The sequence below is a fragment of the Enterococcus canintestini genome (assembly GCF_001885735.1).
GTDB classification, from domain to species: Bacteria; Bacillota; Bacilli; order Lactobacillales; family Enterococcaceae; genus Enterococcus_C; species Enterococcus_C canintestini.
The window spans coordinates 64,954-87,490 of the sequence record NZ_JXKG01000009.1; the positions used below are offsets into that span (position 1 = coordinate 64,954).

The 22,537-nt window shown below is 35.2% G+C and carries 17 protein-coding genes and 1 riboswitch; of the genes, 14 read left to right on the top strand and 3 right to left on the bottom strand.

All coding sequences use genetic code 11. The features are described 5' to 3' along the window. Window positions 1-25 precede the first annotated feature (25 nt). A complete protein-coding gene (sufB, locus tag RU96_RS07020; RefSeq protein WP_071864832.1) occupies window positions 26-1,417 on the top strand; it encodes a Fe-S cluster assembly protein SufB in 1,392 nt (463 codons plus the stop codon). Window positions 1,418-1,557: 140 nt separating this feature from the next. On the opposite strand, the gene RU96_RS07025 is transcribed toward sufB, so the two are convergent. After that, complete coding sequence (locus RU96_RS07025; protein WP_071864833.1) at window positions 1,558-1,851, bottom strand: hypothetical protein; 294 nt, start codon at window positions 1,849-1,851, stop codon at window positions 1,558-1,560. 903 nt (window positions 1,852-2,754) lie between these two features. Here RU96_RS07025 and RU96_RS07030 point away from each other — a divergent pair. The 7 genes from RU96_RS07030 to RU96_RS07060 all read left to right on the top strand — a co-directional run bounded on the left by RU96_RS07030 (window position 2,755) and on the right by RU96_RS07060 (window position 13,738). After that, on the top strand, window positions 2,755-6,144 hold the full coding sequence (locus tag RU96_RS07030) for a GA module-containing protein (protein ID WP_071864834.1): 3,390 nt from the start codon (window positions 2,755-2,757) through the stop codon (window positions 6,142-6,144). A 314-nt stretch (window positions 6,145-6,458) separates the two neighbouring features. After that, window positions 6,459-6,998, top strand: coding sequence for a dihydrofolate reductase family protein (locus RU96_RS07035; protein WP_071864835.1), 540 nt, complete (start codon window positions 6,459-6,461; stop codon window positions 6,996-6,998). Window positions 6,999-7,027: 29 nt separating this feature from the next. Beyond that, complete coding sequence (locus RU96_RS07040; protein WP_211269902.1) at window positions 7,028-7,759, top strand: alpha/beta fold hydrolase; 732 nt, start codon at window positions 7,028-7,030, stop codon at window positions 7,757-7,759. Window positions 7,760-8,149: 390 nt separating this feature from the next. After that, a complete protein-coding gene (locus tag RU96_RS07045; protein ID WP_071864837.1) occupies window positions 8,150-8,836 on the top strand; it encodes a TetR/AcrR family transcriptional regulator in 687 nt (228 codons plus the stop codon). 14 nt (window positions 8,837-8,850) lie between these two features. Further along, entirely contained in the window at window positions 8,851-11,241 is a 2,391-nt protein-coding gene (locus RU96_RS07050) for an ABC transporter ATP-binding protein (protein ID WP_071864838.1), read from the top strand. 12 nt (window positions 11,242-11,253) lie between these two features. Beyond that, window positions 11,254-13,101: an ABC transporter ATP-binding protein gene (locus tag RU96_RS07055; protein WP_071864839.1), complete on the top strand. Its 1,848-nt coding sequence runs from the start codon at window positions 11,254-11,256 to the stop codon at window positions 13,099-13,101. Window positions 13,102-13,293: 192 nt separating this feature from the next. Further along, window positions 13,294-13,397: riboswitch (SAM riboswitch) on the top strand. An 8-nt stretch (window positions 13,398-13,405) separates the two neighbouring features. Further along, entirely contained in the window at window positions 13,406-13,738 is a 333-nt protein-coding gene (locus RU96_RS07060) for a hypothetical protein (protein ID WP_071864840.1), read from the top strand. Window positions 13,739-13,821: 83 nt separating this feature from the next. Here RU96_RS07060 and RU96_RS07065 read toward each other — a convergent pair whose 3' ends face one another. Next, window positions 13,822-14,733: a LysR family transcriptional regulator gene (locus RU96_RS07065; protein WP_143350952.1), complete on the bottom strand. Its 912-nt coding sequence runs from the start codon at window positions 14,731-14,733 to the stop codon at window positions 13,822-13,824. A 148-nt stretch (window positions 14,734-14,881) separates the two neighbouring features. Here RU96_RS07065 and RU96_RS07070 point away from each other — a divergent pair, with 148 nt between their 5' ends. From RU96_RS07070 to RU96_RS07090, 5 genes are all read left to right on the top strand, one after another. Further along, window positions 14,882-16,504, top strand: a complete 1,623-nt coding sequence (locus RU96_RS07070; RefSeq protein ID WP_071864841.1) for a malolactic enzyme — start codon at window positions 14,882-14,884, stop codon at window positions 16,502-16,504. Between the two features lie 17 nt (window positions 16,505-16,521). Continuing rightward, a complete protein-coding gene (locus RU96_RS07075; RefSeq protein WP_071864842.1) occupies window positions 16,522-17,487 on the top strand; it encodes an AEC family transporter in 966 nt (321 codons plus the stop codon). A 208-nt stretch (window positions 17,488-17,695) separates the two neighbouring features. Beyond that, complete coding sequence (locus RU96_RS07080) at window positions 17,696-18,211, top strand: hypothetical protein (protein WP_071864843.1); 516 nt, start codon at window positions 17,696-17,698, stop codon at window positions 18,209-18,211. A gap of 12 nt (window positions 18,212-18,223) precedes the next feature. After that, window positions 18,224-19,528 (top strand): hypothetical protein, encoded by a 1,305-nt coding sequence (locus RU96_RS07085; protein WP_071864844.1) that lies wholly within the window; start codon window positions 18,224-18,226, stop codon window positions 19,526-19,528. 334 nt (window positions 19,529-19,862) lie between these two features. Next, the gene (locus tag RU96_RS07090) at window positions 19,863-20,648 is read left to right on the top strand and encodes a Cof-type HAD-IIB family hydrolase (RefSeq protein WP_071864845.1); all 786 of its coding nucleotides are present in this window, start codon (window positions 19,863-19,865) and stop codon (window positions 20,646-20,648) included. 112 nt (window positions 20,649-20,760) lie between these two features. Here the strand turns inward: RU96_RS07090 and RU96_RS07095 are convergent, their stop codons facing one another. Then, window positions 20,761-21,600: an aldo/keto reductase gene (locus RU96_RS07095; RefSeq protein ID WP_071864846.1), complete on the bottom strand. Its 840-nt coding sequence runs from the start codon at window positions 21,598-21,600 to the stop codon at window positions 20,761-20,763. 286 nt (window positions 21,601-21,886) lie between these two features. Between RU96_RS07095 and RU96_RS07100 the strand changes: the two genes are divergently transcribed. After that, the gene (locus RU96_RS07100) at window positions 21,887-22,534 is read left to right on the top strand and encodes an oxidoreductase (protein WP_249024157.1); all 648 of its coding nucleotides are present in this window, start codon (window positions 21,887-21,889) and stop codon (window positions 22,532-22,534) included. Window positions 22,535-22,537 lie beyond the last annotated feature (3 nt).

Genomic DNA, 22,537 nt, shown 5'->3' on the forward strand with positions numbered 1-22,537 from the left:
AAATAAAGTAAGGAGTAGTGATCCCATGGGTGTTCCTGAATTAGAAGAATACAAATTTGGTTTCCATGATGATGTCAAACCTGTTTTTAGTACTGGTGAAGGTTTAACTGAAGAAGTGGTCCGGGAAATTTCCGCTGTAAAAGGCGAACCAGAATGGATGCTAGATTTTCGTTTGAAATCACTAGCAGCATTTAATAAAATGCCGATGCAAAAATGGGGACCAGACCTTTCTGACATCGACTTTAATAAAATTAAATATTATCAAAAAGCCAGTGACAAGCCAGCTCGTGATTGGGATGATGTTCCTGATAAAATTAAAGATACTTTTGAAAAAATTGGGATTCCAGAAGCAGAACGAGCTTACTTAGCTGGTGCTTCTGCTCAATATGAATCAGAAGTGGTTTACCATAACATGAAAGAAGAATTTGAAAAGTTGGGGATTATTTTTACCGATACCGATTCAGCTCTAAAAGAGTATCCTGAACTTTTCAAAGAGTACTTTGCGCAATTGGTACCACCAACAGATAATAAATTAGCGGCATTAAATTCCGCTGTTTGGTCTGGGGGAACCTTTATTTATGTACCAAAAGGCGTGCGAGTTGATACACCATTACAAACGTATTTCCGAATCAACGCTGAAAATACCGGCCAATTTGAACGGACATTGATTATCGTCGATGAAGGCGCAAGCGTACATTACGTAGAAGGATGTACTGCACCAACTTATTCCAGCAATAGTCTGCATGCGGCAATCGTTGAAATTTTCACCAGAAAAGATGCTTACTGCCGCTATACTACGATTCAAAACTGGTCAGATAATGTCTACAATTTAGTCACAAAACGAGCTAAAGCCTATGAAGGTGCAACCGTTGAATGGATTGACGGAAACTTAGGTGCAAAAACAACAATGAAATATCCAAGTGTATACTTGGATGGTGAAGGTGCGCGCGGGACAATGCTTTCAATCGCTTTTGCTGGTGCTAACCAAATCCAAGATACAGGTGCTAAAATGATTCATAATGCACCCAATACATCAAGCTCTATCGTCTCAAAATCTATTTCAAAAGACGGCGGTGAAGTAAACTATCGCGGTCAAGTAACTTTTGGTAAGAAAAGTGCGGGATCGGCTTCTCATATCGAGTGTGATACGATTATTATGGATGAACTATCAAAATCAGATACGATTCCTTTTAACGAAATTCACAATAGCCAAGTCTCCCTTGAACACGAAGCAAAAGTTTCCAAAATTTCTGAAGAACAACTTTACTACCTGATGAGCCGTGGACTATCAGAATCAGAAGCGACTGAAATGATTGTCATGGGCTTTGTCGAACCATTCACCAAAGAACTTCCAATGGAATATGCGGTTGAGTTAAATCGTTTGATTAGTTATGAAATGGAAGGCAGCGTGGGGTAATAAAATTAAAGAGTACCAAAACATTGTTAATTCAATGTTTTGGGCTCTTTTTTTATTGTGATGATTTTTAGATTGGCTATGCAAATAAAGAGATAGGTGAAGTCAGTTTCTATTTTCTCATCATCTTCTGCATTGATACATCATAAGATATTTAGAAGTATAACTAGCAAAATAACTAGACAAGTAGTTGTCATGTAAATAATATTTTCAAATTTTCGTGTCTTTGTTTTAAAAAAGAAACCAGGTTCAGTTGAAAAGAAATTACTACGATACTTATGTGGGATAAAATTTCCTATTAATATTCCTACCAACAAGAGATAAAATGGCCAGTTTGGGGTAATTCTTCTAGCTAAAAATGCCCATGCTAACGAAATTCCAAATATTATATATTGAGTGATTGTTACAATTAAAAAAATTTTTTTATCTTTACTCAAACACTGTTCCTCCTTGTACGTTATATTTGTTTCATTTTACCATTCTAGTAAGTACCTAGATAGAATATTTTATCTTTTTCTGGGATATGTCGAGTTAAATTCTACAAATGAGAATTTTAACACTGAAACGTACATTAAGAATTTTAAATTCAATGATTTTTTCGTTATTTTATTTTGTATATGAAAAGTATATAAATCCATTTTGATAGCTATTTTATTTGCCTTTTTATGAGTCTTTTCAAATAGTAAAATCAGGCGATTAATACTTGAATTATTGTTTGAAACCTTGATAATATAAGGATTATCCCCTTTTTTATATTAAAATTTTTAAATCAGCTACTTTTTTGACTGCATTTGATAAGACTAGCGCCAACTTTTAATAATTCATCTTAATTTTGCGCTAATTATTTCAAAAAAATTGTTTATTTTAAAGGATTTAGATAGATAAAAAGCATTTTAATATAATGTATATCTAAATAAAAACAATTGTGATAAAATAAAATTTGGTTGGTATTATTGGTTTTGAAAGGTGGAAGATAAAAAAGAAAACGTTTTATAGATGATGCGTTATTTAAAAGGTGAGAACATGGTTTAGTAACAGAGAAACAGACAATTTAGGTAGTAAGTGATTTGCATAAAAAAAGTATACATATTATGAGTTTTACCGGAATAAAATTTTAAAGGGTCTACATAACATTAGAATAAAAATGAGGATACTGCTAAGAACATCTTTTAGACCTTGTACTTTGTAGCAAGGGTAATTGATGAAAGTAACTTATTTAGATAATAGTAAAACCTCTTATTAAAGGCGTTTAGATTCAATAGTTGATTGAGTTGGATGCGCTATCAATACAGTAGATCATTTTAGGTAAATTCAGATATGTATTGGGAGGAAAAGTGAAAATGAAAAAGAAATATTTTGCGCATGCTTTAGGAAGCGAAAAAAAATATCGTGCAAAAATGGTTAAGGCTAAAAAGCAATGGTTAGTGTATGGCTTAGTTTTTGGTAGCTTGATTTTGGGAGGATTATTAACCACGAATGGTATCAAAGCAGAAGCAGCTACTTGGGCACCCAATTCATCTGAAGAGATTGCTTCACGTATTTCAGAGGGTCAAAAAACTATTACCATGCAAACAGGAGATACTGTTTGGAATATAGGTGTTGCATTAAATATCAAAAATCCAATGCAATTATTATTTGATAATGGCTACAAAGATGGTGAACAGTACACACTTCCAGTTGGAACAGTAATTTCTTGGGATGGTAATCACGTAACCATTACAGATTCTAAAGGAAAAGTAATTGGTTCAGGTACCGTTACTGATGACAATAAATTGGATCCAAATAAAACAGTTGCAAATCAAATATCAGATGAGCCCGCAAATAATTACATAGAAACGAACGACGAAAAGAATGGTTCCAACGTAATAAATTCTTCCAATGAAAAGATAAGTAGCGGGACAATCTCAAACAATACCAGCAATAATAAAGTCATAAATACTGAAAACAGTCCAAGTAATGAACAAAAACCAGATACGAATACTGATAATAAGGAAAATACTAGTAGTAAACCGAATGAAAATGAAAGTAAACCAACTCCTGAAAAACCAGTAGATCCAGAAGAACCACAAAATCCAACAGACCCTGAAAATCCAACAGACCCCACACTTGAAGGCTTATATTCACAATTAGAAGCTGCAAAAACCAAATTAGCCGAATTAGAACAAGAACTTGCACAAGCGGAAATAGACTTGGAAAATGCGCAAGGGAGTCAAAGCGAGTTGGCAATCTTACAAGAGCACCTTGCAGATTGGTCAGGGAAACTTCCTGCAGCTAAAGATGAATTTTCAAGTAAAGATGCTTTAGCTAAAGAGGCAGAAGCTAAATATCAAGCAGCAGTACAAGAAACTTCAGATGCAATTGGAGTTCGCGACGAAGCATTTGCACAAGTAGAGGAATTAAATACAAAACAAGCAGCATTAACAGACGAATGGACTACTTTAAAAGCAATAATTGATAATGCAGGGGAAAACGCAACACCAGCTGACGTTGCACGTCTTGCTGAAATTGAAGCTGAAACTACAGCAATCGACCAACAATTAGTACCACTAGAAGCAGCATTAAATGAAGCACAAGCGACAGTGGATGCGAAGAACCAAGCAGAAGAAGTAGCAATGAATGAAATGAATCAACGTAATGAAGAAAGTGCAGATGCAGAAAATCGTGTAAATAGAATTGAAGCAGAGATTGCAAGCATTCAAGCACAAATTGATGCTATTGGTGATGCAGATATTCCAGCTCTTGAACAAAAAGTAGAAGACTTGAAACAAGCAATTGCAAAACAGAAGGAACTTATTAAAGAACTTGAAGCAAAAATTGCAGTGAAAGAACTTGAAGTTGCTAAAACACAAGCAATTAAAACAATTAACGGTTTAGGATACCTAACAAACGCAGAAAAAAGTAACTACATTAGTCAAGTAAACAACGCAGGTAATAAAGATACAGTTGCAGATATTGTTTCAGAAGCAAAAGCAAAAAATGAAACGAATAAGTACACACAAGAACTAACCAAACTTAAACAAGATGTAATCAAACAGATACAAAGTTTACAATACTTAACATCTTCACAGCAACAGGGGTATGTAAATCAAATCAATGCTGTAACTGAAAAAGAAGCAGTACAACCAATTGTAGATGCAGCAATTCAAAAAAACAATGAAAATAAAGCCACACAGGAACTAAAAAAAGCAAAAGAAGATGCAATTTCTGAAGTAAACACAATGAAATTCTTATCTAAAGATGAAAAAGAAGCTTATATAGGTCTAATTAGTGGCAAATATACAACTACTATTGAACGGGTTGAACAACTTCTAAACATGGCTCATGGTCACAATGATGCAAATGAGTTAAGACAGTACAAAGCAAAAGCAAAAACAAAAATTAACGCACTTAAAAATCTATCAGAAGTAGAAAAAACAAATTATGGTGAACAATTAGACTCTGCAAGTGATGAAAAAGAAGTAGATCTTATTGTTTCTCAAGCCAAATCACAAGATAAACAAAACCTAATAGAAGCAAAAACGGACGTAAAAGCTTCTCTTAAGGAGTTAGAATGGTTATCTATTGAAGAAGTAACAAACTTTACTAAACAGATTGATAATCAAACAACAACGGTAGGAGTATCAAATGTTCTTTCCAAAGCACAAAAACAAAACGTACTGAATGAAGAGAATGCAGCCAAGTTATTGGCACAAGTAAAAAAAGACGCAACAACAGAAATTTCTAATATGAAGTACTTAACAGCAGAACAAACAACTTCTTATCTAGATGCAGTAGACAACGCAACGAATTTGAAGGAAGTCAACAATACCTTAACAGAAGCAAGACAAACAAATAGTGCAGCTGAAGCAGTGGCTAAACTTAAAGAAGAAAAAGAAAATGGTATTACGACTGTTAATAGTTTACAAAATGTTTCCTCTCATGCTAAGCAAGGATATGTCACACGTATTAATAATGAAAAAACAGTTGAAGCTGTTAAAGCCATCGTAACAGAGGCAAAAGCAGCAGACGCAGCAATTAAAGAGCTGAATACAGCAAAAGAAACAAGTAAAGCAACAGTAAATGGGTTGCAATATTTAACTTCAGCACAAAAAACACATTACAATTCATTAATTAATAGTGCAGGCACAATTAAAGAAGTCACTAATATTGTAAATGAAGCGAAGAAAATTAATACCGATGCAAAAACATTAGCCGAAGCAAAAACATTAGCCGAAGCAAAAACAAAAGCAAAACAAACGGTTGATGGATTAAAGAATTTGTCCGCTTCGGAAAAACAAACATTTAAAAACAAAGTAGATGCTGCTACTACAGTTGTAGCTGTGAATAAAATAGTTTCAGACGCAAAAGCACAAGACCAAGAAAATGCAGAACAAGATGGTCTAGATGAATATAAAGAAGCAGCTAAATGGAAAGTTTTTATGGAATACGCATATTTAACAAATGCACAAAACGATGCTTTTCAAGTGCGAATTGATAAAGCAACCACAAAATCACAAGTTGATGCAATCGTGAAGGAAGCAAAAACACAGAATGATAAGAACCAACAAGAAATCAATAAACCAATTGAGGACAAGCGTAAAGAAGCACAAGCATTACTTAAAAAATATTGGGAACAAGGTAAAATTAATGGACTAGCATATGGTGCTTTCTTAAACGCCGTTAATCAAGCTAGTTCGATTGAAGATCTAGAGAATATCATCCAAATGATACATGATGAAGTGAACAATTAAAGTACAATAAAAAAGATGTACTTTGAAGCGAGACACAATATAGTTAGATCAAATACCGACTAGAAAATCTGGTCGGTATTTTTTATGCTGTTGTTTATTCTCGATATTAAACTTACAATCAATCCTTGAATTCGTTCTTTGATAGTCAAAGTAATTAATTCAATTTATTATCGCCTAAGACCAAAAACAACACCATTAAACTTTCCTGTAAAGAAAAAGGGCAATCTTTTTATAAGATTGCCCCTTGTTGGTATACTGAAGTAGAACTCATTTTGTTTTGAAAATTAGTGTAATACGTTAAAAGGAGGTTTTTGATGGGAAAAGTCGTTTTTTACGGAGCAATAAGTTTGGATGGCTATTTGGCAGATGATAATGATAATTTGCAGTGGTTATTTGATACGGATTTAGCTGGAATATCGACGTATAAAGATTTTGAGGAAAAAGTTGCAGCAGTAGTAATGGGACGAGTGACTTATGATGAGGTAATCGGACTACTAAAAGGAGAACCCTTATATCCTCAGAAACAAAAAATTATTTTTTCCCGCACACGAACTGATGAAATTCAGGAAGGCTATTTTACCCCTCAAGATCCTATTAAAGTCATTGGGGATTTAAAAAAGCAAGTTAAAGGTTACATTTGGATTGTTGGTGGTGGAAAACTTTTGACACATTTAATGGAAGCTAACTTACTAGATGAATACTGGATTCAAATTGCTCCAGTGCTATTGGGCAGTGGCAAACGATTATTTCCAAAGGGGGATTATCAACAGCGTTTGACTTTTGTTGATAGCACAACGATGGGGGAAATGGTAGAACTTCATTATCGCAAAAAAAATGGAATAAAGAAGGTATAAATGTGAAAAAATGGCGTTGGTGGCAAAAAATGTTGCTGGGAATTTTGGTTGTTTTTCTGTTTGTGACTGCAGGTGGTAGCTTATATCTAAAAGAGAATACGTATGAGCCAAGTAAAGCTGCTACGGTAATTAAACCTACAAAAGCGACAAAAGATTATGAGCTTTTTGTCAGTTCACAGCCAAATAAAAATGAAGAGCAAACCAATCTTATCTTTTATCCCGGTGCTTTAGTGGCACCTGCTAGTTATCGTATTTGGGCACAAGCAGTAGCAGATGCAGGTTATTCGGTTTATGTATTGAAGTTGCCGTTAAATTTAGCAGTACTTGCGCCAAATAAGGCGGATGTTGTTCTAGGGAAAAATGCCAAAGCGAAAAATGCCAAAGCAAAAAATATTTTGGTAGGCCACTCATTAGGTGGGGTAATGGCTAGTCGATATGGGCAAAATCATCAAAAGGAAATTGCCGGTATGATTTTTTTAGCTAGTTATCCTGATGAAAAAGGTTCGCTTAAAAAAGTGAATATTCCCGTCTTATCTATTACTGCAAGTCAGGATCAGGTTTTAAATAAAACCCAATATCAAAAATCAAAAGCTTATTTGCCAGATAATACTACTTTTTTAGAAATTAAAGGTGGTAATCATGCTGGTTTTGGCAGTTATGGTGCACAAAAAGGCGATGGTAAAGCTACAATTTCTAATTCACAACAACAAAAAGAGCTGAGTGAGGCTATCATTAATTGGTTAAAGAAAATCAAGTCGTAAAAGCTGCTTGCAATTTAACAACTAAAAAACTCATAAAGCAATCTGCTAGTATCGTTTTACTGGAATGTTTAAAGACTAAACATTGTTCTTTTCTTTTACTTTAAATTGAAAACGTTATTTCAAATAAAGTTATGAAGAAATGATGAATTTTTTACGTTTGAAAATTAGGTGGAGGTGCCAAAAAATAAAAAAATAATTTTCATTATAAGATAAACGCTGCTGGATAAGCTGTTTGACCTGTTAGAATAACGTTTTTCTTATAAAAAAATCTATGAAAATTATTATGCAAAATGCTTGCAATTACCAAAAATGGGTGTATAATGACACATTGTCACATGACATGGCGTCATTTATTTAAAGTGAAAATTTTTAAAGTAAGGAGGAGAGATCATGCCAAAGGAAACCTTTTTTCATCTGACTAAAGAAAAGCAGCAACGGATTATGAAAGCTGCGAAAAAAGAGTTTTCCAGAGTACCTTTAGGGGACGCGTCTATTGCTCAAATTATTAAGGATGCCGGTATTCCTCGTGGCAGTTTTTATCAGTATTTTGAAGATAAAGAAGATCTTTATTATTACTATTTTCAAAGTATGCGAAGAGATAGCCAGCAAGAACTCAATAATGCAATGGAAGAAGCACAAGGGCAACTTTTTGATGGTTTTGAAATTTACTTTACTAAAATGGTCAAAGAAGTGTTACATGGAGAAAACGCAGCGTTTTACAAAAATTTATTTATGAATATGGACTATCGTTCTTTTCATAAAGTTGCGCCTCACCTAGGTAAGCAACAGGCACCACCACTTCATGCTACTGATGCCAGACAAGAACATCGGAAGAGTATGCAGGCGTTTTATAACATGATTGATCTAACGACTTTAAAAGTTCAAAATCAAAAAGAGTTGAAAATTTTAGTCAAAATGTTGATGCACGTCGTTTTTTCTACGGTTGCAGAAGGCTATCGTCATCTGGTAGGACAAGATGATTTTGATATGGAAGAAGCTTTATACGATTTTTCATTAAAGCTTAACTGGCTAAAAAGCGGTGCTACTAAATCTGAAGAAGAAAAATCTAATATGTAAGGAAGGTTGCAGACGTGAAATTATTTAAATATCTAGGCAAATACTGGTATGCAATCCTAGCGGCACTGGTACTCTTAGGAATTCAAGCGCATAGTGATTTGACATTACCAAGCATTACGTCAGACATCGTGGACGTAGGAATTCAACAAGGCGGTTTGGAAAATCCAACCCCAGAAACAATTCGAAAATCTACGCTTTCAGCAGTTGAACTTTTTATGACTGATGCTGAAAAAGATACGATTAAAGAAAACTATAAAGCCGGCACTAAAACAGTGGATGGCAAAAAAGTTGAGGTATATAACCTCAATTTACAAAAAGGGATGACCAAAGAAAAGCTAGCGAAAATTTTTGAATTACCAATGATGATGCTCGCTTCTTCTCAGGCCAAAGATTCAAAAGACGGCAATGCCGCCAAAGAAATTTTAGATACCTATCAAAAACTAGGTACAGATGGTAAAAAAGCACAAGAATTAGGTGCACAGGCTAAATCGTTAGGCGAACAAGCCCAAACTGCAGCAACAGAGGCCCAAACAGCAGCGGCAGCTGGCGACATGGCAACAGCGCAAACAAAAGGTGCACAAGCGCAACAACTCGCTGATGAAGCAAAAGAAAAAGGTGCACAAGCGCAAAAAATTGGCGATGAATTGCAAAAGACCAATGATGCGATGCCTGAAAAAGTAGCAGCAGCGAGAAAAGAAACGAAAGCTGAACTGGGTGACATGGGTGAAGATTCCATGAAAACAGTTGGTGTCCAATTAACATTAGCTGAATATAAAGCATTAAACAAAGACACAAAACAAATTCAAACTGATTATATGGTGAAAAAAGGAACACAGATGATTATCTTAACTTTAATTTCAGCAGCGGCTGCTATTTTAGTTGGTTTAATTGCTTCTTTAGTTTCATCTTCTGTCGGTAAAAATTTACGGGTTGGACAATTCGATCAAATTTTAAAATTTTCCAATGCCGAGATGGAAAAATTCTCACCAGCTTCATTAATCACTCGTAGTACTAATGATATTCAACAAATCCAAATGGGGTTAGTTATGACCATTCGTATGGTTTTATATGCTCCAATCTTAGGGCTTGGCGGGATTTATGAAGTTTATAAAACAGGAACTGGCATGGGCTGGATCATCGGCGTTGCCGTTGGATTAGTTTTGATTTTAGTTTTGACATTACTTGGTTTTACGATGCCAAAATTCAAGAGCTTACAAAAATTAGTCGACCGCGTGAACTTGGTTTCTCGTGAAATTATCACTGGTTTACCTGTTATTCGTGCTTTCTCCCGTGAAAAATATGAAGAAAAACGTTTTGACGGTGCCAATACTGATTTAATGAAAACACAAATGTTTGTTAACCGTTCAATGTCCATTATGATGCCAATTATGATGTTACTTATGAATGGGATTTCTGTCTTAATCGTTTGGGTCGGCGGTCACAATATGGATGCCGGTCAATTACAAGTTGGGGATATGATGGCATTTATCACGTATACAATGCAAATTGTCATGGCCTTTATGATGCTTTCAATGGTTTCAATTATTTTACCTCGTGCGAATGTTTCTGCTGGACGGGTAGATGAAATCTTAGAAACAAAACCAACTATTACTGATCCAGACCAACCACAAGATGATCACGACTTTACTGGTGAAGTGAAATTTGAAGGTGTTACTTTCCATTATCCTGATGCAGAAGAAGATGTATTGCATCACTTGAATTTCACAGCTAAACCAGGTCAAACAACAGCCTTAATCGGTTCAACTGGTTCTGGTAAATCGACTGTTGTAAACTTAATTCCACGTTTGTTTGATGTTTCAACTGGTCGTATTACAATTGACGGTGTTGATATTCGTCAGATGAGTTTACACAAACTTCATGATTTAATTGGTTTTGTACCACAAAAAGGGGTTTTATTCTCTGGTGATATTAAATCAAATATTAAATTTGGGAACGTCGATGGTATTTCAGATGAACAAATGAAAAAAGCGGCCATGATTGCTCAAGCAGAAGAATTCATTAATTCAAATGATGCAGGTTATGATCGTGCTATTTCTCAAGGCGGGACCAATGTTTCTGGTGGGCAAAAACAACGTTTGGCGATTGCGCGTGCGTTAGCCAAAGATCCAAAAATCTTAATTTTTGATGATTCTCTTTCTGCGTTAGATAATAAGACAGATGTCGCTTTACGACGAGCATTAGCCGAAAATGTTAAAGGTATTACGCAAATTATCGTAGCACAAAAAATTTCGACGATTTTACATGCCGATAACATTATTGTTTTAAATGAAGGTCGGATTGTTGCACAAGGTACTCACGAAGAATTGATGGAAACATCTGCTGTTTATCAAGAAATTGCTTCTTCACAATTGAGTAACGCTGAATTGGGCTTAGAAGCAGAATAGGAGGCGAAGAAAATGGCAGAAAATAAACAACAAACTCCCCGTGGCGGTCGTGGCCCAATGGGTGGCGGCATGGCCGGTGGCGAAAAAGCCAAAGACTTTAAAGGCACCATTAAAAAATTAGTCTCCTATATGGCAGAATACAAGATTGCAGTCTTGTTTGTCATGATATTCGCAGCAGCGTCAACTGTTTTTAATATCTGGGGACCAAAAATCTTATCAAAAGCCATTACAGAATTATTCAATGGCTTAATCAAAAAATATCAAGGTACTGGTGGCATTAACTTCGATAAAATCGGTCAAATTCTACTCTTTATGTTGGGTTTGTATTTAGTCGCAGCACTCTTTGGTGTGATGCAAGGCTGGATCATGTCGACTGTTACTCAAAAGATTACTTACCGGATGCGTAAAGAAATTACCGAAAAAATTAATCGGATGCCAATGAACTACTTTGAAAGCCGGACAACTGGTGAAGTTTTATCCCGTATCACTAATGACGTGGATACTTTAGGTCAATCATTAAACCAATCTGTTACACAGTTAATTACTTCGACATTTACTATTGTCGGTGTAATTATCATGATGTTATCTATTTCTGTTCAAATGACGGGAATTTCAGTTTTGATTGTGCCAATTTCCTTGTTGTTAATTATGTTTGTCGTGAAATATTCACAAAAATATTTTGCTACCCAACAAAAATATTTAGGTAAAATTAACGGTCAAGTAGAAGAAACTGTCGGTGGCTATAACATTGTTCATTTGTTTAACGATGAAGAAAATGCCATGAAAGAATTTAAAGAACAAAATGATATCTTATTCAAATCTGCTTGGAAATCACAATTTCTTTCAGGTTTGATGCAACCAATCATGAACTTTGTTGGTAACTTAGGTTATGTTGCAGTGGCGATTATTGGTGGGATTTTAGCTTACAACGGCACAATTACCGTTGGGGATATTCAAGCCTTCATTCAATATGTCCGCAACTTAACTCAACCAATTGCGCAATTAGCGCAAGTTTCAAATATGTTGCAATCAATGGCAGCAGCAGCTGAACGTGTTTTTGAATTCTTAGGTGAAGATGAAGAGGCACAAACTGTTGAAAATCCAGTTAAAATCGGAAAAGTTAAAGGTGAAGTGGACTTTGAACACGTACACTTTGGCTATACACCAGATAAAATTATCATTAACGATTTTAGCAGCCATGTTGATCCAGGTCAGATGGTGGCAATCGTTGGGCCGACTGGTGCTGGTAAAACGACAATGGTTAAATTGTTAATGCGTTTTTATGACGTGAATTCTGGTGCTATTAAAATTGACGGTCATGATATTCGTGACTTTAACCGAGCTGATTTACGTCAAAACATCGGGATGGTTTTACAAGATACTTGGTTGTTCAAAGGAACCATTATGGACAACTTACGCTATGGTAATTTAGATGCAACTGATGAAGAAGTTTATGCCGCGGCCAAAGCTGCCCATGTGCATCACTTCATTGAAACATTACCTGGTGGTTACAATATGGAACTTAATGAAGAGTCTTCCAACATCTCTCAAGGTCAAAAACAGTTGCTAACAATTGCGCGGGCAATTTTAGCAGATAAACCGATCTTGATTTTGGATGAAGCGACATCTTCTGTTGATACACGGACGGAAGTCTTAATTCAAAATGCCATGAACAACTTAATGGCTGGCAGAACTTCTTTTGTTATTGCTCACCGCTTGTCAACGATTAAAGATGCCGACAAGATTCTTTATATGCAAGATGGGGATATTAAAGAACAAGGTACCCATGAAGAATTATTAGCCAAAGGTGGTTACTATGCGCAACTTTACAATTCTCAATTTGAAGAGTTGGCAGGCTAAAAATTAATACTAGTTGCGGCTCATACTTTGAAATAACTTTCAAAGTATGAGCCGTTTTTTTTGTTTAATGAAAAAGTATTTTAAGCAGCCAGAACATGTCCTATAAAGCTGCTGAATTTCACGACAACTCGCCAGCCAAATAGTAGTAGCTAGTTTAAGAAAAATTTAGTAAGTCTATGCTATACTAAAAACAAGCTATCAAGAGAAGCTAAGAGAACAGGCTCTATGACGCTTCAGCAACCTGTCCATGACATCCATGACAAGGTGCTCCATCCTGCCAAAAGGAAAGATAGGGGGAAATAAGATGAAAAAAAGATTTACCGGTGACTATGCACTTTATTTGCGCTTTTTAGTTCGTGGTGGCCCTAGAAGTTTTGCCGAAGCCATGGCATACCATCATGTTAAGGGGAAATTTCAGCATTTGACCATTTCAAAAGAAGATTTAGCTGCTATGAAAGTGCAAATGGAAGAAGAGAAAAAAGAATCCGAAGAAAATCTGCGGAAGCTTATTCGCTCACTGTCACAAGGTAGAGTGATTAAAGGGAACTTTCCAGCGCCGACTACAAAACAAGAAAAACTGCATCACGAAAAGCCAATACCTGATAATGTGGTGGCTTTTCGAAAAAGAAAATCATAAAGAATAAAAAGTTCAAAAAGACCAGTGTGATCTCTTCCAAAAGTTAGCTTTTCAGCCAATTTTTGGAAGGTGTTTCACCCAGGCTAGTCTTTTTGAACTTTTTTTATTTCATCTTTGGTGACGATTTGACGAATTAATTCGAGTAGCTTTTCCATTATTGGCGGTAAAATGCTGCTATTGCGATAGACAAGGGAAATGAGAAATTGAGGTTGATTATTATCGGTCAAATCCAAGGTAACTAAATTATCATCTGAATTAATGGCCAATTCCGCTAAAAAGCCGACTCCCATGCCAGACTTAATCATGCCTTTTAAAATATCTAAATCATCACTTTGATAAATGACTTGTGGATCCAAATTATTTTGCTGACTGAGACGTAAAAAAGCATGGTGATGGACATATTGCTCACTTAACAATAAAAATTTCTCTGTCGCCAGCTTTCCAAAGGCCACTTCTTTTTGGTGTGCCAGGGGATGATTTTTAGCTACTACAATTTTGAATTTCTTTTTCGTTAAAATTTCAGCAGATAAAGATTCAACTTGAATCGGATCTAATGAGCCGATGAGACCAACATCCAATCTACCAAGTTTGACTTGACGTAGCAAATTCTCTGAACCTTCCCGCCGAATGATTAAATGGGGTAAAATATCTGCTTTTAGCAATTGAGGAGATAACTTGGGAAAATAATAATTACCAATAATAGGAGGTAGCCCTAATGGTAGTTTTTTGATTGTTAAATGACTGATTTCTTCTTTGGCAATCCGTAACTCCCGTAAAATTGTATTGACGTGCTGTAGAAATTGGCGGCCAGCACTGGTCAATGCGACATTTTTATGTGCTTGACTACGGTTGACTAAGGGAATATTTAATTCCGTTTCTAATCGTTTTATAGCATAAGTAATAGTTGGTTGGCTCACATGATAAAATGCGGCAACCTTTGAATAGCTTTTTTCTAAGGCAAGACGTTGAAAGTATTCTAAATCACGAATATTCATCTAAGACCTCCTATTTGACGTATGTAAATAAATACCTGTATCCTTTTCATATAAACAATATTTATCATAACGTTTCTTTTTGACTATAACAAGTGGCAGGAACTATTCTAATTGTTGTAAAGGATATGAAAAATAGGAGGAAGATAGTATGAAAGGCATTGGAGTTTTAAACAATCCATTTTTAAACAAAGGAACTGCTTTTACCAAAAATGAAAGAGAAAAATTAGGTTTAGTTGGCATGTTGCCTAGTCATGTGCAAACACTAGAAGAACAAGCAGTCCAAGCTTATGGTCAATATTTAAGTAAAACTAGCGACTTGGAAAAACGAATTTTTCTAATGAATATTTTCAATACTAATCGTACCTTGTTTTATAAATTAATGGGCCAACATATTGTAGAATTTATGCCTATTGTTTATGATCCAACCGTAGCTGATTCAATTGAACAATACAATGAATTATTTGTGCAACCACAAAATGCCGCCTTTTTATCAATTGATGCACCAGAAGATATTGAAGTAAGTTTAAAAAATGCCGCTGCCGGTAGAGATATTCGTTTAATCGTGGTCACAGATGCAGAAGGTATCTTAGGGATTGGTGACTGGGGTGTCAACGGTGTAGATATTGCGATTGGTAAACTAATGGTATATACAGCAGCCGCTGGTATCGATCCGAGCCAAGTTTTACCGGTATCATTAGACGCTGGAACGAATAATGAAAAATTATTGAATGATCCTTTATATTTAGGCAATAAACATGAACGCGTTTATGGTGAACGTTACATGGACTTTGTCGATAAATTTGTGACAGCTGCTACAAAATTATTCCCTGAACTATTATTGCACTGGGAAGACTTTGGCCGTAGTAATGCAGCAACGATTTTGGAAAAATATCAAGATAAAATTACGACATTTAATGATGATATTCAAGGAACTGGGATTGTTGTTTTAGCTGGCGTTTTGGGAGCAATGAATATTGCCCAAGAAAAATTAACCGACCAAACCTTTTTAACTTTTGGGGCTGGTACTGCCGGTGTCGGAATTGCTAACCAATTATTAGATGAATTAATTCGTGAAGGCTTAAGTGAAGAAGAAGCAAGAAGTCGTTTTTATTTGGTAGACAAACAAGGTCTGTTGTTTGAAGATACACCAGATTTGACAGAAGGACAAAAAGCATTCGTACGTAAACGTGATGAATTTGATCAAAATATTGACTTAACCAATTTAGAAAATGTTGTGAAAACTGTTCATCCAACGGTTATGATTGGTACTTCAACCCAACCGGGTGCTTTTACTGAAACGATTGTAAAAGAAATGGCTGCACATACAAATCGTCCCGTTATTTTCCCACTTTCAAATCCAACCAAATTAGCTGAAGCAACAGCAGCAGATTTAATTCATTGGACAGAAGGCAAAGCTTTAGTAGGTACAGGAATTCCAGCTGCAGATGTAGAATATAACGGAGTAACTTACCAAATCGGGCAAGCTAACAATGCATTAATGTATCCTGGTTTAGGTTTAGGTATTATTGCATCGACTGCTAGTCGGGTAAATGGTGAAATGTTATCACAAGCAAGCCACGCTTTAGGTGGTTTAGTTGATACTTCAAAACCAGGTGCCGCAGTTTTACCACCAGTTGCAAAACTTGCTGAGTTTTCAGAACGAATTGCAGAAGTTGTGGGTCAAAGTGTCTTAGATCAAAAATTAAATAAAGAACCAATTGAAGACATTAAAGCAGCGGTTAAAGCAACAAAATGGGTTCCTGAATATTAAAGAGAGAAGGGGTTATTGTGGTATTCTTTCAATCAATTCAAAGTGTTATTAGTATTATTTTGATGATTGCATTAGGTTATATCTTGAAAAGACAAGGTTGGTTTGATGATAATTTTGGCAAAAATATTTCCAGCTTAATTACAAAAATTGCGTTACCAGCTTCAATTTTTGTTTCTGTTTTAAAATATTTGACTAAAGATAGTTTGGTTTCATTATCTGGTAGTCTTTTATTTCCAGTTTTAGGCGTTATTATTGGTTATCTTATCGCCTATCTATTAGTAAAAGTGATGAAAATTCGTCCAGGACGTCGCGGTATTTTTATGAATGGCGTCGTAAATGCAAATACGATTTTCATTGGGTTGCCGTTAAATATTGCTTTATTTGGTGATAAGGCGTTACCATACTTTTTAGTTTATTATGTGACGAATACGATTTCGACTTGGGCTTTTGGGGTATTTTTAATTTCAAATGATGACCCTACAAAAGAAAAAGGAAGCCAAAAAGCTAAATTAAACTGGAAGAAATTATTGCCACCACCACTCTTAGGTTTTATTGTGGCATTAATATTTCTAATTTTTAGTATTCCTGTACCAAGTTTCATCAACGCAACATTAGGTTATGTTGGTGGAATTGTAACACCGTTATCACTACTTTATATTGGGATTGTCTTATACGATGCTGGTTTGAAGAGTATTCGTTTTGACCGAGATACTGTGGTAGCATTAATTGGTCGTTTTGTTTTATCACCGGTTATTTTGATTGGTTTAATTAGCTTAGGTTCATCTATGTTTGATATTCATTTGGCTAGTTTATTAAAACAAACATTGATCGTTCAATCAGCGACACCAATGTTAGCGGTATTGCCTATTTTAGCGGCAGATGCCCATGGCGATGTTAAATATGCAACGAACTTGGTAACAACAAGTACTATTTTGTTCGTTGTAGTAGTACCAGTCTTAATGGCTATCATCCAATATATTTAACAGAAATAAAACATTCAAACACAAGCGCTACTTTTATCATTTTTATCATGATAGAAAGGTGTTACGTGTTTGAATGTTTTTTTATTTTGGTCGAAAAATTATTGTGAAAAATCAAAATTAGAATATTTATTTTATTTTTTGCTTTTATTTTACACAATAGGATAAAATAGAATTGGATGAAAAAATAAAGTGAATTGGGGGAGAAAAGATGAGTGAGTATTACTATATTCTGTCTTTGTATAAGGAAAAACAACGTTATGTTGTTAAAGTAATTCTTTTGTCTGTTATTTTGTTGTTGGTAGCCAGTTTGATTGTGGTCTTAGATTTATTGCGAGTGAGTCCATTTATCTGGTATTTTATCGCGATGGGAATTGTTTTATTTCAAATGAAGAAGATGAAAACAGAAAGTGAGAACTACGATCAATTAGTTGGTTTTTTAAAGCGCTATCAATTAGAAACGCTTCAAAATGATGAACTTGTTTTTTTTATTGATTATCAGTTACAGCATTATTTTGAACGAGAGTCGCGTGAACTATTTGCTCGTTTGCAAAATAAAAACACAACTGATGATGTAAAAGCGATCAGTGACTTGCTGGAAATTATTGGAGAAATCACTTCTTATTACAATTATCTTTCTGATGATCATGAGTTAAAAGAAGATATTGAGATCTCTTTACAATGGTATCGTGATTCTATTGAAAATCGTAAACAAAATTTAGTTTAAAAAGGAGTAAATATGAAGTTAAGACGAGACATTTTAGGTGTAGTACTAGCTTTTATGAGTGCGGGATTTGTCGCGACAGGGTTAAATACAGACGCTTATCAAGCCGTTTATGATACTCAAGTAAAGCAAGAGCAAAAAGTACAACAAGCGATTAATTCCGAATTTATCACAAGCCAAGATAAAAAAGATCTTCAACAAACCGTAACAAACTTTGCAAAAATAAAAAATAGGGAAAATCGCAGTGGTTTAAAAGAAAAAATTAATCAACAAGAAAAGTTGTTACATAAAGTGAACTTACGATTGGTGAAAAAAGAAGCCAAAGTAGCAGCACAAGAATATCAACTGGTAACAGCAGATTTGACTGAGTTAAACGAAAAAAGCCAAGAGCCATTTATTACAGCTGACGATGAAGCAAAAGTGACTGCCTTAACCAACGAACTCGCAGAAATTACCTCACCACAAAAGGTAAAGCCAGTCCGAACACTAGCTTCAAAAACGGAGAAATTAGCAACAGAAATGAAAGCAAATCAAGCAGAGATGCTAGAGTTTGTTGCGAATTTAAAAGAAGATAATAAGATCGCAAGTGATTTACAAAAACATAAATTTCTAACTAAAAATGATAAGACAGAACTGGCAAATTTACAAAAAGAAAATGAAAAGTATTTTTTAGATGCTGATGATTTACTAGTATTAAAAAGTCATTTTGATAGTTCTAAAAGTAAGGTAACAACGCTCAAAAGTCGTGCAACGGCTACGGAGCAAGACTTTAAAGAGAATGAAAAAGTTGTCCGAGAATTGATTAAGGCAACAAATGAACTATTATCTAAAGGAGATTTAAATTCTGACGAAAAAACGGAGTTAAAGCAAATTAGAAGCGTCCTAAACGATGCCTTAGGTTTAAAAAATTACCAACCGGGTGATTTAGCAAATAACTATACTACTCTGAAAACAAGTTACGATAGCTCCTATAAAGTAAGTAGTGAACGTCAGGAAAAAGCAAAAAGACTTGCTGCAGAAGCTGCTGCCAGAAAAAAAGCAGCTGAACTGAAAGCTGCCAAAGAAGCGCAAGAAAAAGCAGAACGCCAAAAAGAAGCGCAAGCCCAAACAGTTGCTAATACTCCTTCAAATAATGAAACTCCTGCGCCGATTCAAACTTCTGCTGGATGGTATCAAGCGCCAAATGGTTATAAGTTTTTAAAAGTAGAAAGTGGTAAAACTTACGGTCAAGTAAAAAATCCAGGTAATTTTAGTTTAATTACCGTAGCGCAAGCTGCAAATTATACTCCTGGCCATGGAAATGGCTCTGCCAAGCAGTAGCATAATGAAATTACGATAGAAGTAAACAATTTTAAGAAACAAAATAGAGTATTCGAAAGTGCTTCTTAATTTTTTGAGGAATTTCGACTTATTCAAGTAGAGATTGATTTTAGTATAGGGGTAACTAGGAAAAATGAAGTGTGGCAAGATTTTTGTCACACTTCATTTTTTAGGTTAAAGGCTTATTTGACTTTTAAAAAGGAATAAAGCTGATAAATTTAATTTCTGATGCAAGAGTTTAACGAGCCTGAGCAATTTTTTTTATTTCACAGTGTAATCTCGTTTTTTTACTGCTAAAATTAACATAAGAGAAAGTTTTAGAAAGAGGTACGAGATGACACAATTTAAAATTGCATTTTTTGATATTGATGGTACGTTAGCGGATAATGAATTACCTCGTGATTTGGGAATTATAGAAAGGATTCCTTCTTCTGCCAAAGAAGCACTACGCCAGTTAAAACAAAACGGAATTGAACCTGTGATTGCTTCAGGACGCAATTATTTGATGTTGCAAGAATTTGCTACAGAATTAGGCGTTGAAAGTTTAGTGGCCTCGAATGGCACACAAGTTTTGTACAAAGGAAAAGAACTAGCTTGTCATCCCATCCCACCTTCACTTTTAAAAGAAACAATGTTAGCTTTTGATCAGCAACAAATTCACTATATTATTGAAACACCAGATCGTTTTTTGGCAACGAGTGAAAAAGTTGCAACAGAAGATGCTGCCGCAAAATATATCGAGTATGTCACAGATATTAAAACTTTACCAGCAGACGTGATTCAGTTAATTGTTCGTTTGGAAGATCGTAGAAGTATTCAAATAAAAAATGAATTACTCGTGGCAGAAAAAGTTGCACCAGTGGTTATGGATGTGCACTTGGCTCATGTATCAAAAGCGACAGGTGTCCATGAAATCTTAAAAAAATTGAACATTAAACCAGAAGAAGCGCTAGCTTTTGGGGATGAAGAAAATGATTTAGCCATGTTTGATGCAGTTGGATATCCAATTGCTATGGGCAATGCTTGTGATGCTTTAAAAGAAAAGGCAAAATTTGTCACCAGCAAAGTGGGTGAAGACGGTATTTGGCAGGCTTGTCAGAAATTAGGATTAGTTAAATAAAAGAAACCTACTTGTTAACTTTGGACCAATGTTATGAGCTTTCAAAAGTTAGACTAAAAATCTAGCCTTTTGGATTGCTACAAAGGTGACCGAAATAACAAGTAGGTATTTTTTATTCAAATTCTTCGTATTCGTTAGGATCTTGGTCGTTAATGCGACCATCGGCTTTATTTAGTGCCGTAATCGCCTCAATTTCATTTGGCATTAAAGCAAAATCAAAAATATCCAAGTTTAAACGTTGATGCGTTAGTGAACTTGCTTTAGGAATTGGCACAATACCACGTTCATGGTGCCAACGTAAAATAATCTGACCAGCATTTTTATGGTATTTTTTTGCTAAATCTTGAATCAAGGGTTCATTTAATGATGCACTGGCGCGACCCAAAGGACTCCAAGCTTCTGTTATAATACCGCGTTTTTTATTTTCTGCGACCATTTTTTCTTGTGTCCAATAAGGATGTAATTCAATTTGATTAACCGCAGGGGTGACACCTGTATCACTGATGATTTTATCTAAATGTTCAGGTTCAAAATTTGAAACACCAATTGAACGGATAAGTCCCAATTTTTGAGCAGTTACTAGTGCTTGCCAAGCTTCAGAATAAAGACCACGTTTTGGAAGTGGCCAGTGAATCAAGAAAAGATCAAAATACGCTAACCCCATCCGTCGTAAAGATTCTTGAATAGACAATAATGCATCGTCGTAGTGATGGTATTTACCCGGTAATTTTGAAGTGATAAAAAATTCTGAACGAGGAATACCAGAGCGCCGCACTGCCTCACCTACAATTCCCTCGTTATCATAGTTTGTCGAAGTATCAAGCGCACGATAGCCATCACGAATAGCACTTAAAATTTGTTGCATTCCATGGTCGCCACGAATTTTATATGTGCCAAAACCTAGTGCTGGAATATAATTGCCATCATTTAAAACAAAATTTGGTACGGTCATCATTTCTCCTCCTTAAAATGTTCTTTTTTTAAACTTATCACGAAATTTAATTTGAGTGAAATGATAGGGTGTCCGTTTTGGAAGTTATTAAGCATAATCATCTAGCCTACTTGACTTACTGCAATGTTTTCCAATGTATTAGAAAATATTTTAATTTACTCGCTAGTTTGCGCTAAAAAATTAGCAATCTGCCAGCACTTCTCTTGTCATAACTCGTTTTGATAGTTACAATTAGATTAGAAAAAAATGAGTTTTTTAGATGGATTGTTAAAGAGGAGGAATTCCAGTGAAGCGGATTTTTTTACTAATGGGTACGTTATTACTTTTAGCCAGTGGCGCTTGTGGCTATTTTTTATATCAAAATCAACAACTTTATCATCATTCGCTAGAGCAAGCAGATGAGGCGATTGCCAAAAAAGATTACCGGAACGCTGCGATTCATGTAGAACGAGCCCTATTTATTAAAAAAAGTTCTAAAGAAGCGTTAGCCTATAAAGAACAGTTGGAACCAGCTATGACTCTTAGTGATGAGAGCAATCTGGATTTGACATTTATCAGCCTTCAGAGCAAGAAAATTTTGCAGATCCCGCAAGGCTCAGCAGAATTAAAAGCACAAGCTCGTGCCTGGCAAGATGAAGTTGCAAGATTAACGGAGGAAAAAAAGGAGCTACAAAATAATTTAACGGAACTTCAGACAGCATTAAAGCAAAATAATGTTGTTAAAGCAGAAGCGGAACTTGAAATTCTAAATAAAGCAGATGAACAAGCAACACACCTGAGTGAAATTTGTGAACAACGCAATACGTTAGCTTTAGAATTTGAAATACTTATTACAAAGCAAAAAGAACAGTTACAAAAAGAGGTAAATAAAGCCAAAGAATTATTAACAGTAGGAAATTATCAAGAAGCTACTGCTATCCTGAATAATTCATAGCTC

What these genes read in the sequence shown, in the direction of transcription:
- sufB (WP_071864832.1), top strand. Translation starts at nt 26, where the DNA reads ATGGGTGTTCCTGAATTAGAAGAATACAAATTTGGTTTCCATGATGAT.
- RU96_RS07030 (WP_071864834.1), top strand. Translation starts at nt 2,755, where the DNA reads ATGAAAAAGAAATATTTTGCGCATGCTTTAGGAAGCGAAAAAAAATAT.
- RU96_RS07035 (WP_071864835.1), top strand. Translation starts at nt 6,459, where the DNA reads ATGGGAAAAGTCGTTTTTTACGGAGCAATAAGTTTGGATGGCTATTTG.
- RU96_RS07040 (WP_211269902.1), top strand. Translation starts at nt 7,028, where the DNA reads ATGTTGCTGGGAATTTTGGTTGTTTTTCTGTTTGTGACTGCAGGTGGT.
- RU96_RS07045 (WP_071864837.1), top strand. Translation starts at nt 8,150, where the DNA reads ATGCCAAAGGAAACCTTTTTTCATCTGACTAAAGAAAAGCAGCAACGG.
- RU96_RS07055 (WP_071864839.1), top strand. Translation starts at nt 11,254, where the DNA reads ATGGCAGAAAATAAACAACAAACTCCCCGTGGCGGTCGTGGCCCAATG.
- RU96_RS07060 (WP_071864840.1), top strand. Translation starts at nt 13,406, where the DNA reads ATGAAAAAAAGATTTACCGGTGACTATGCACTTTATTTGCGCTTTTTA.
- RU96_RS07065 (WP_143350952.1), bottom strand. Translation starts at nt 14,733, where the DNA reads ATGAATATTCGTGATTTAGAATACTTTCAACGTCTTGCCTTAGAAAAA.
- RU96_RS07070 (WP_071864841.1), top strand. Translation starts at nt 14,882, where the DNA reads ATGAAAGGCATTGGAGTTTTAAACAATCCATTTTTAAACAAAGGAACT.
- RU96_RS07080 (WP_071864843.1), top strand. Translation starts at nt 17,696, where the DNA reads ATGAGTGAGTATTACTATATTCTGTCTTTGTATAAGGAAAAACAACGT.
- RU96_RS07085 (WP_071864844.1), top strand. Translation starts at nt 18,224, where the DNA reads ATGAAGTTAAGACGAGACATTTTAGGTGTAGTACTAGCTTTTATGAGT.
- RU96_RS07090 (WP_071864845.1), top strand. Translation starts at nt 19,863, where the DNA reads ATGACACAATTTAAAATTGCATTTTTTGATATTGATGGTACGTTAGCG.
- RU96_RS07095 (WP_071864846.1), bottom strand. Translation starts at nt 21,600, where the DNA reads ATGACCGTACCAAATTTTGTTTTAAATGATGGCAATTATATTCCAGCA.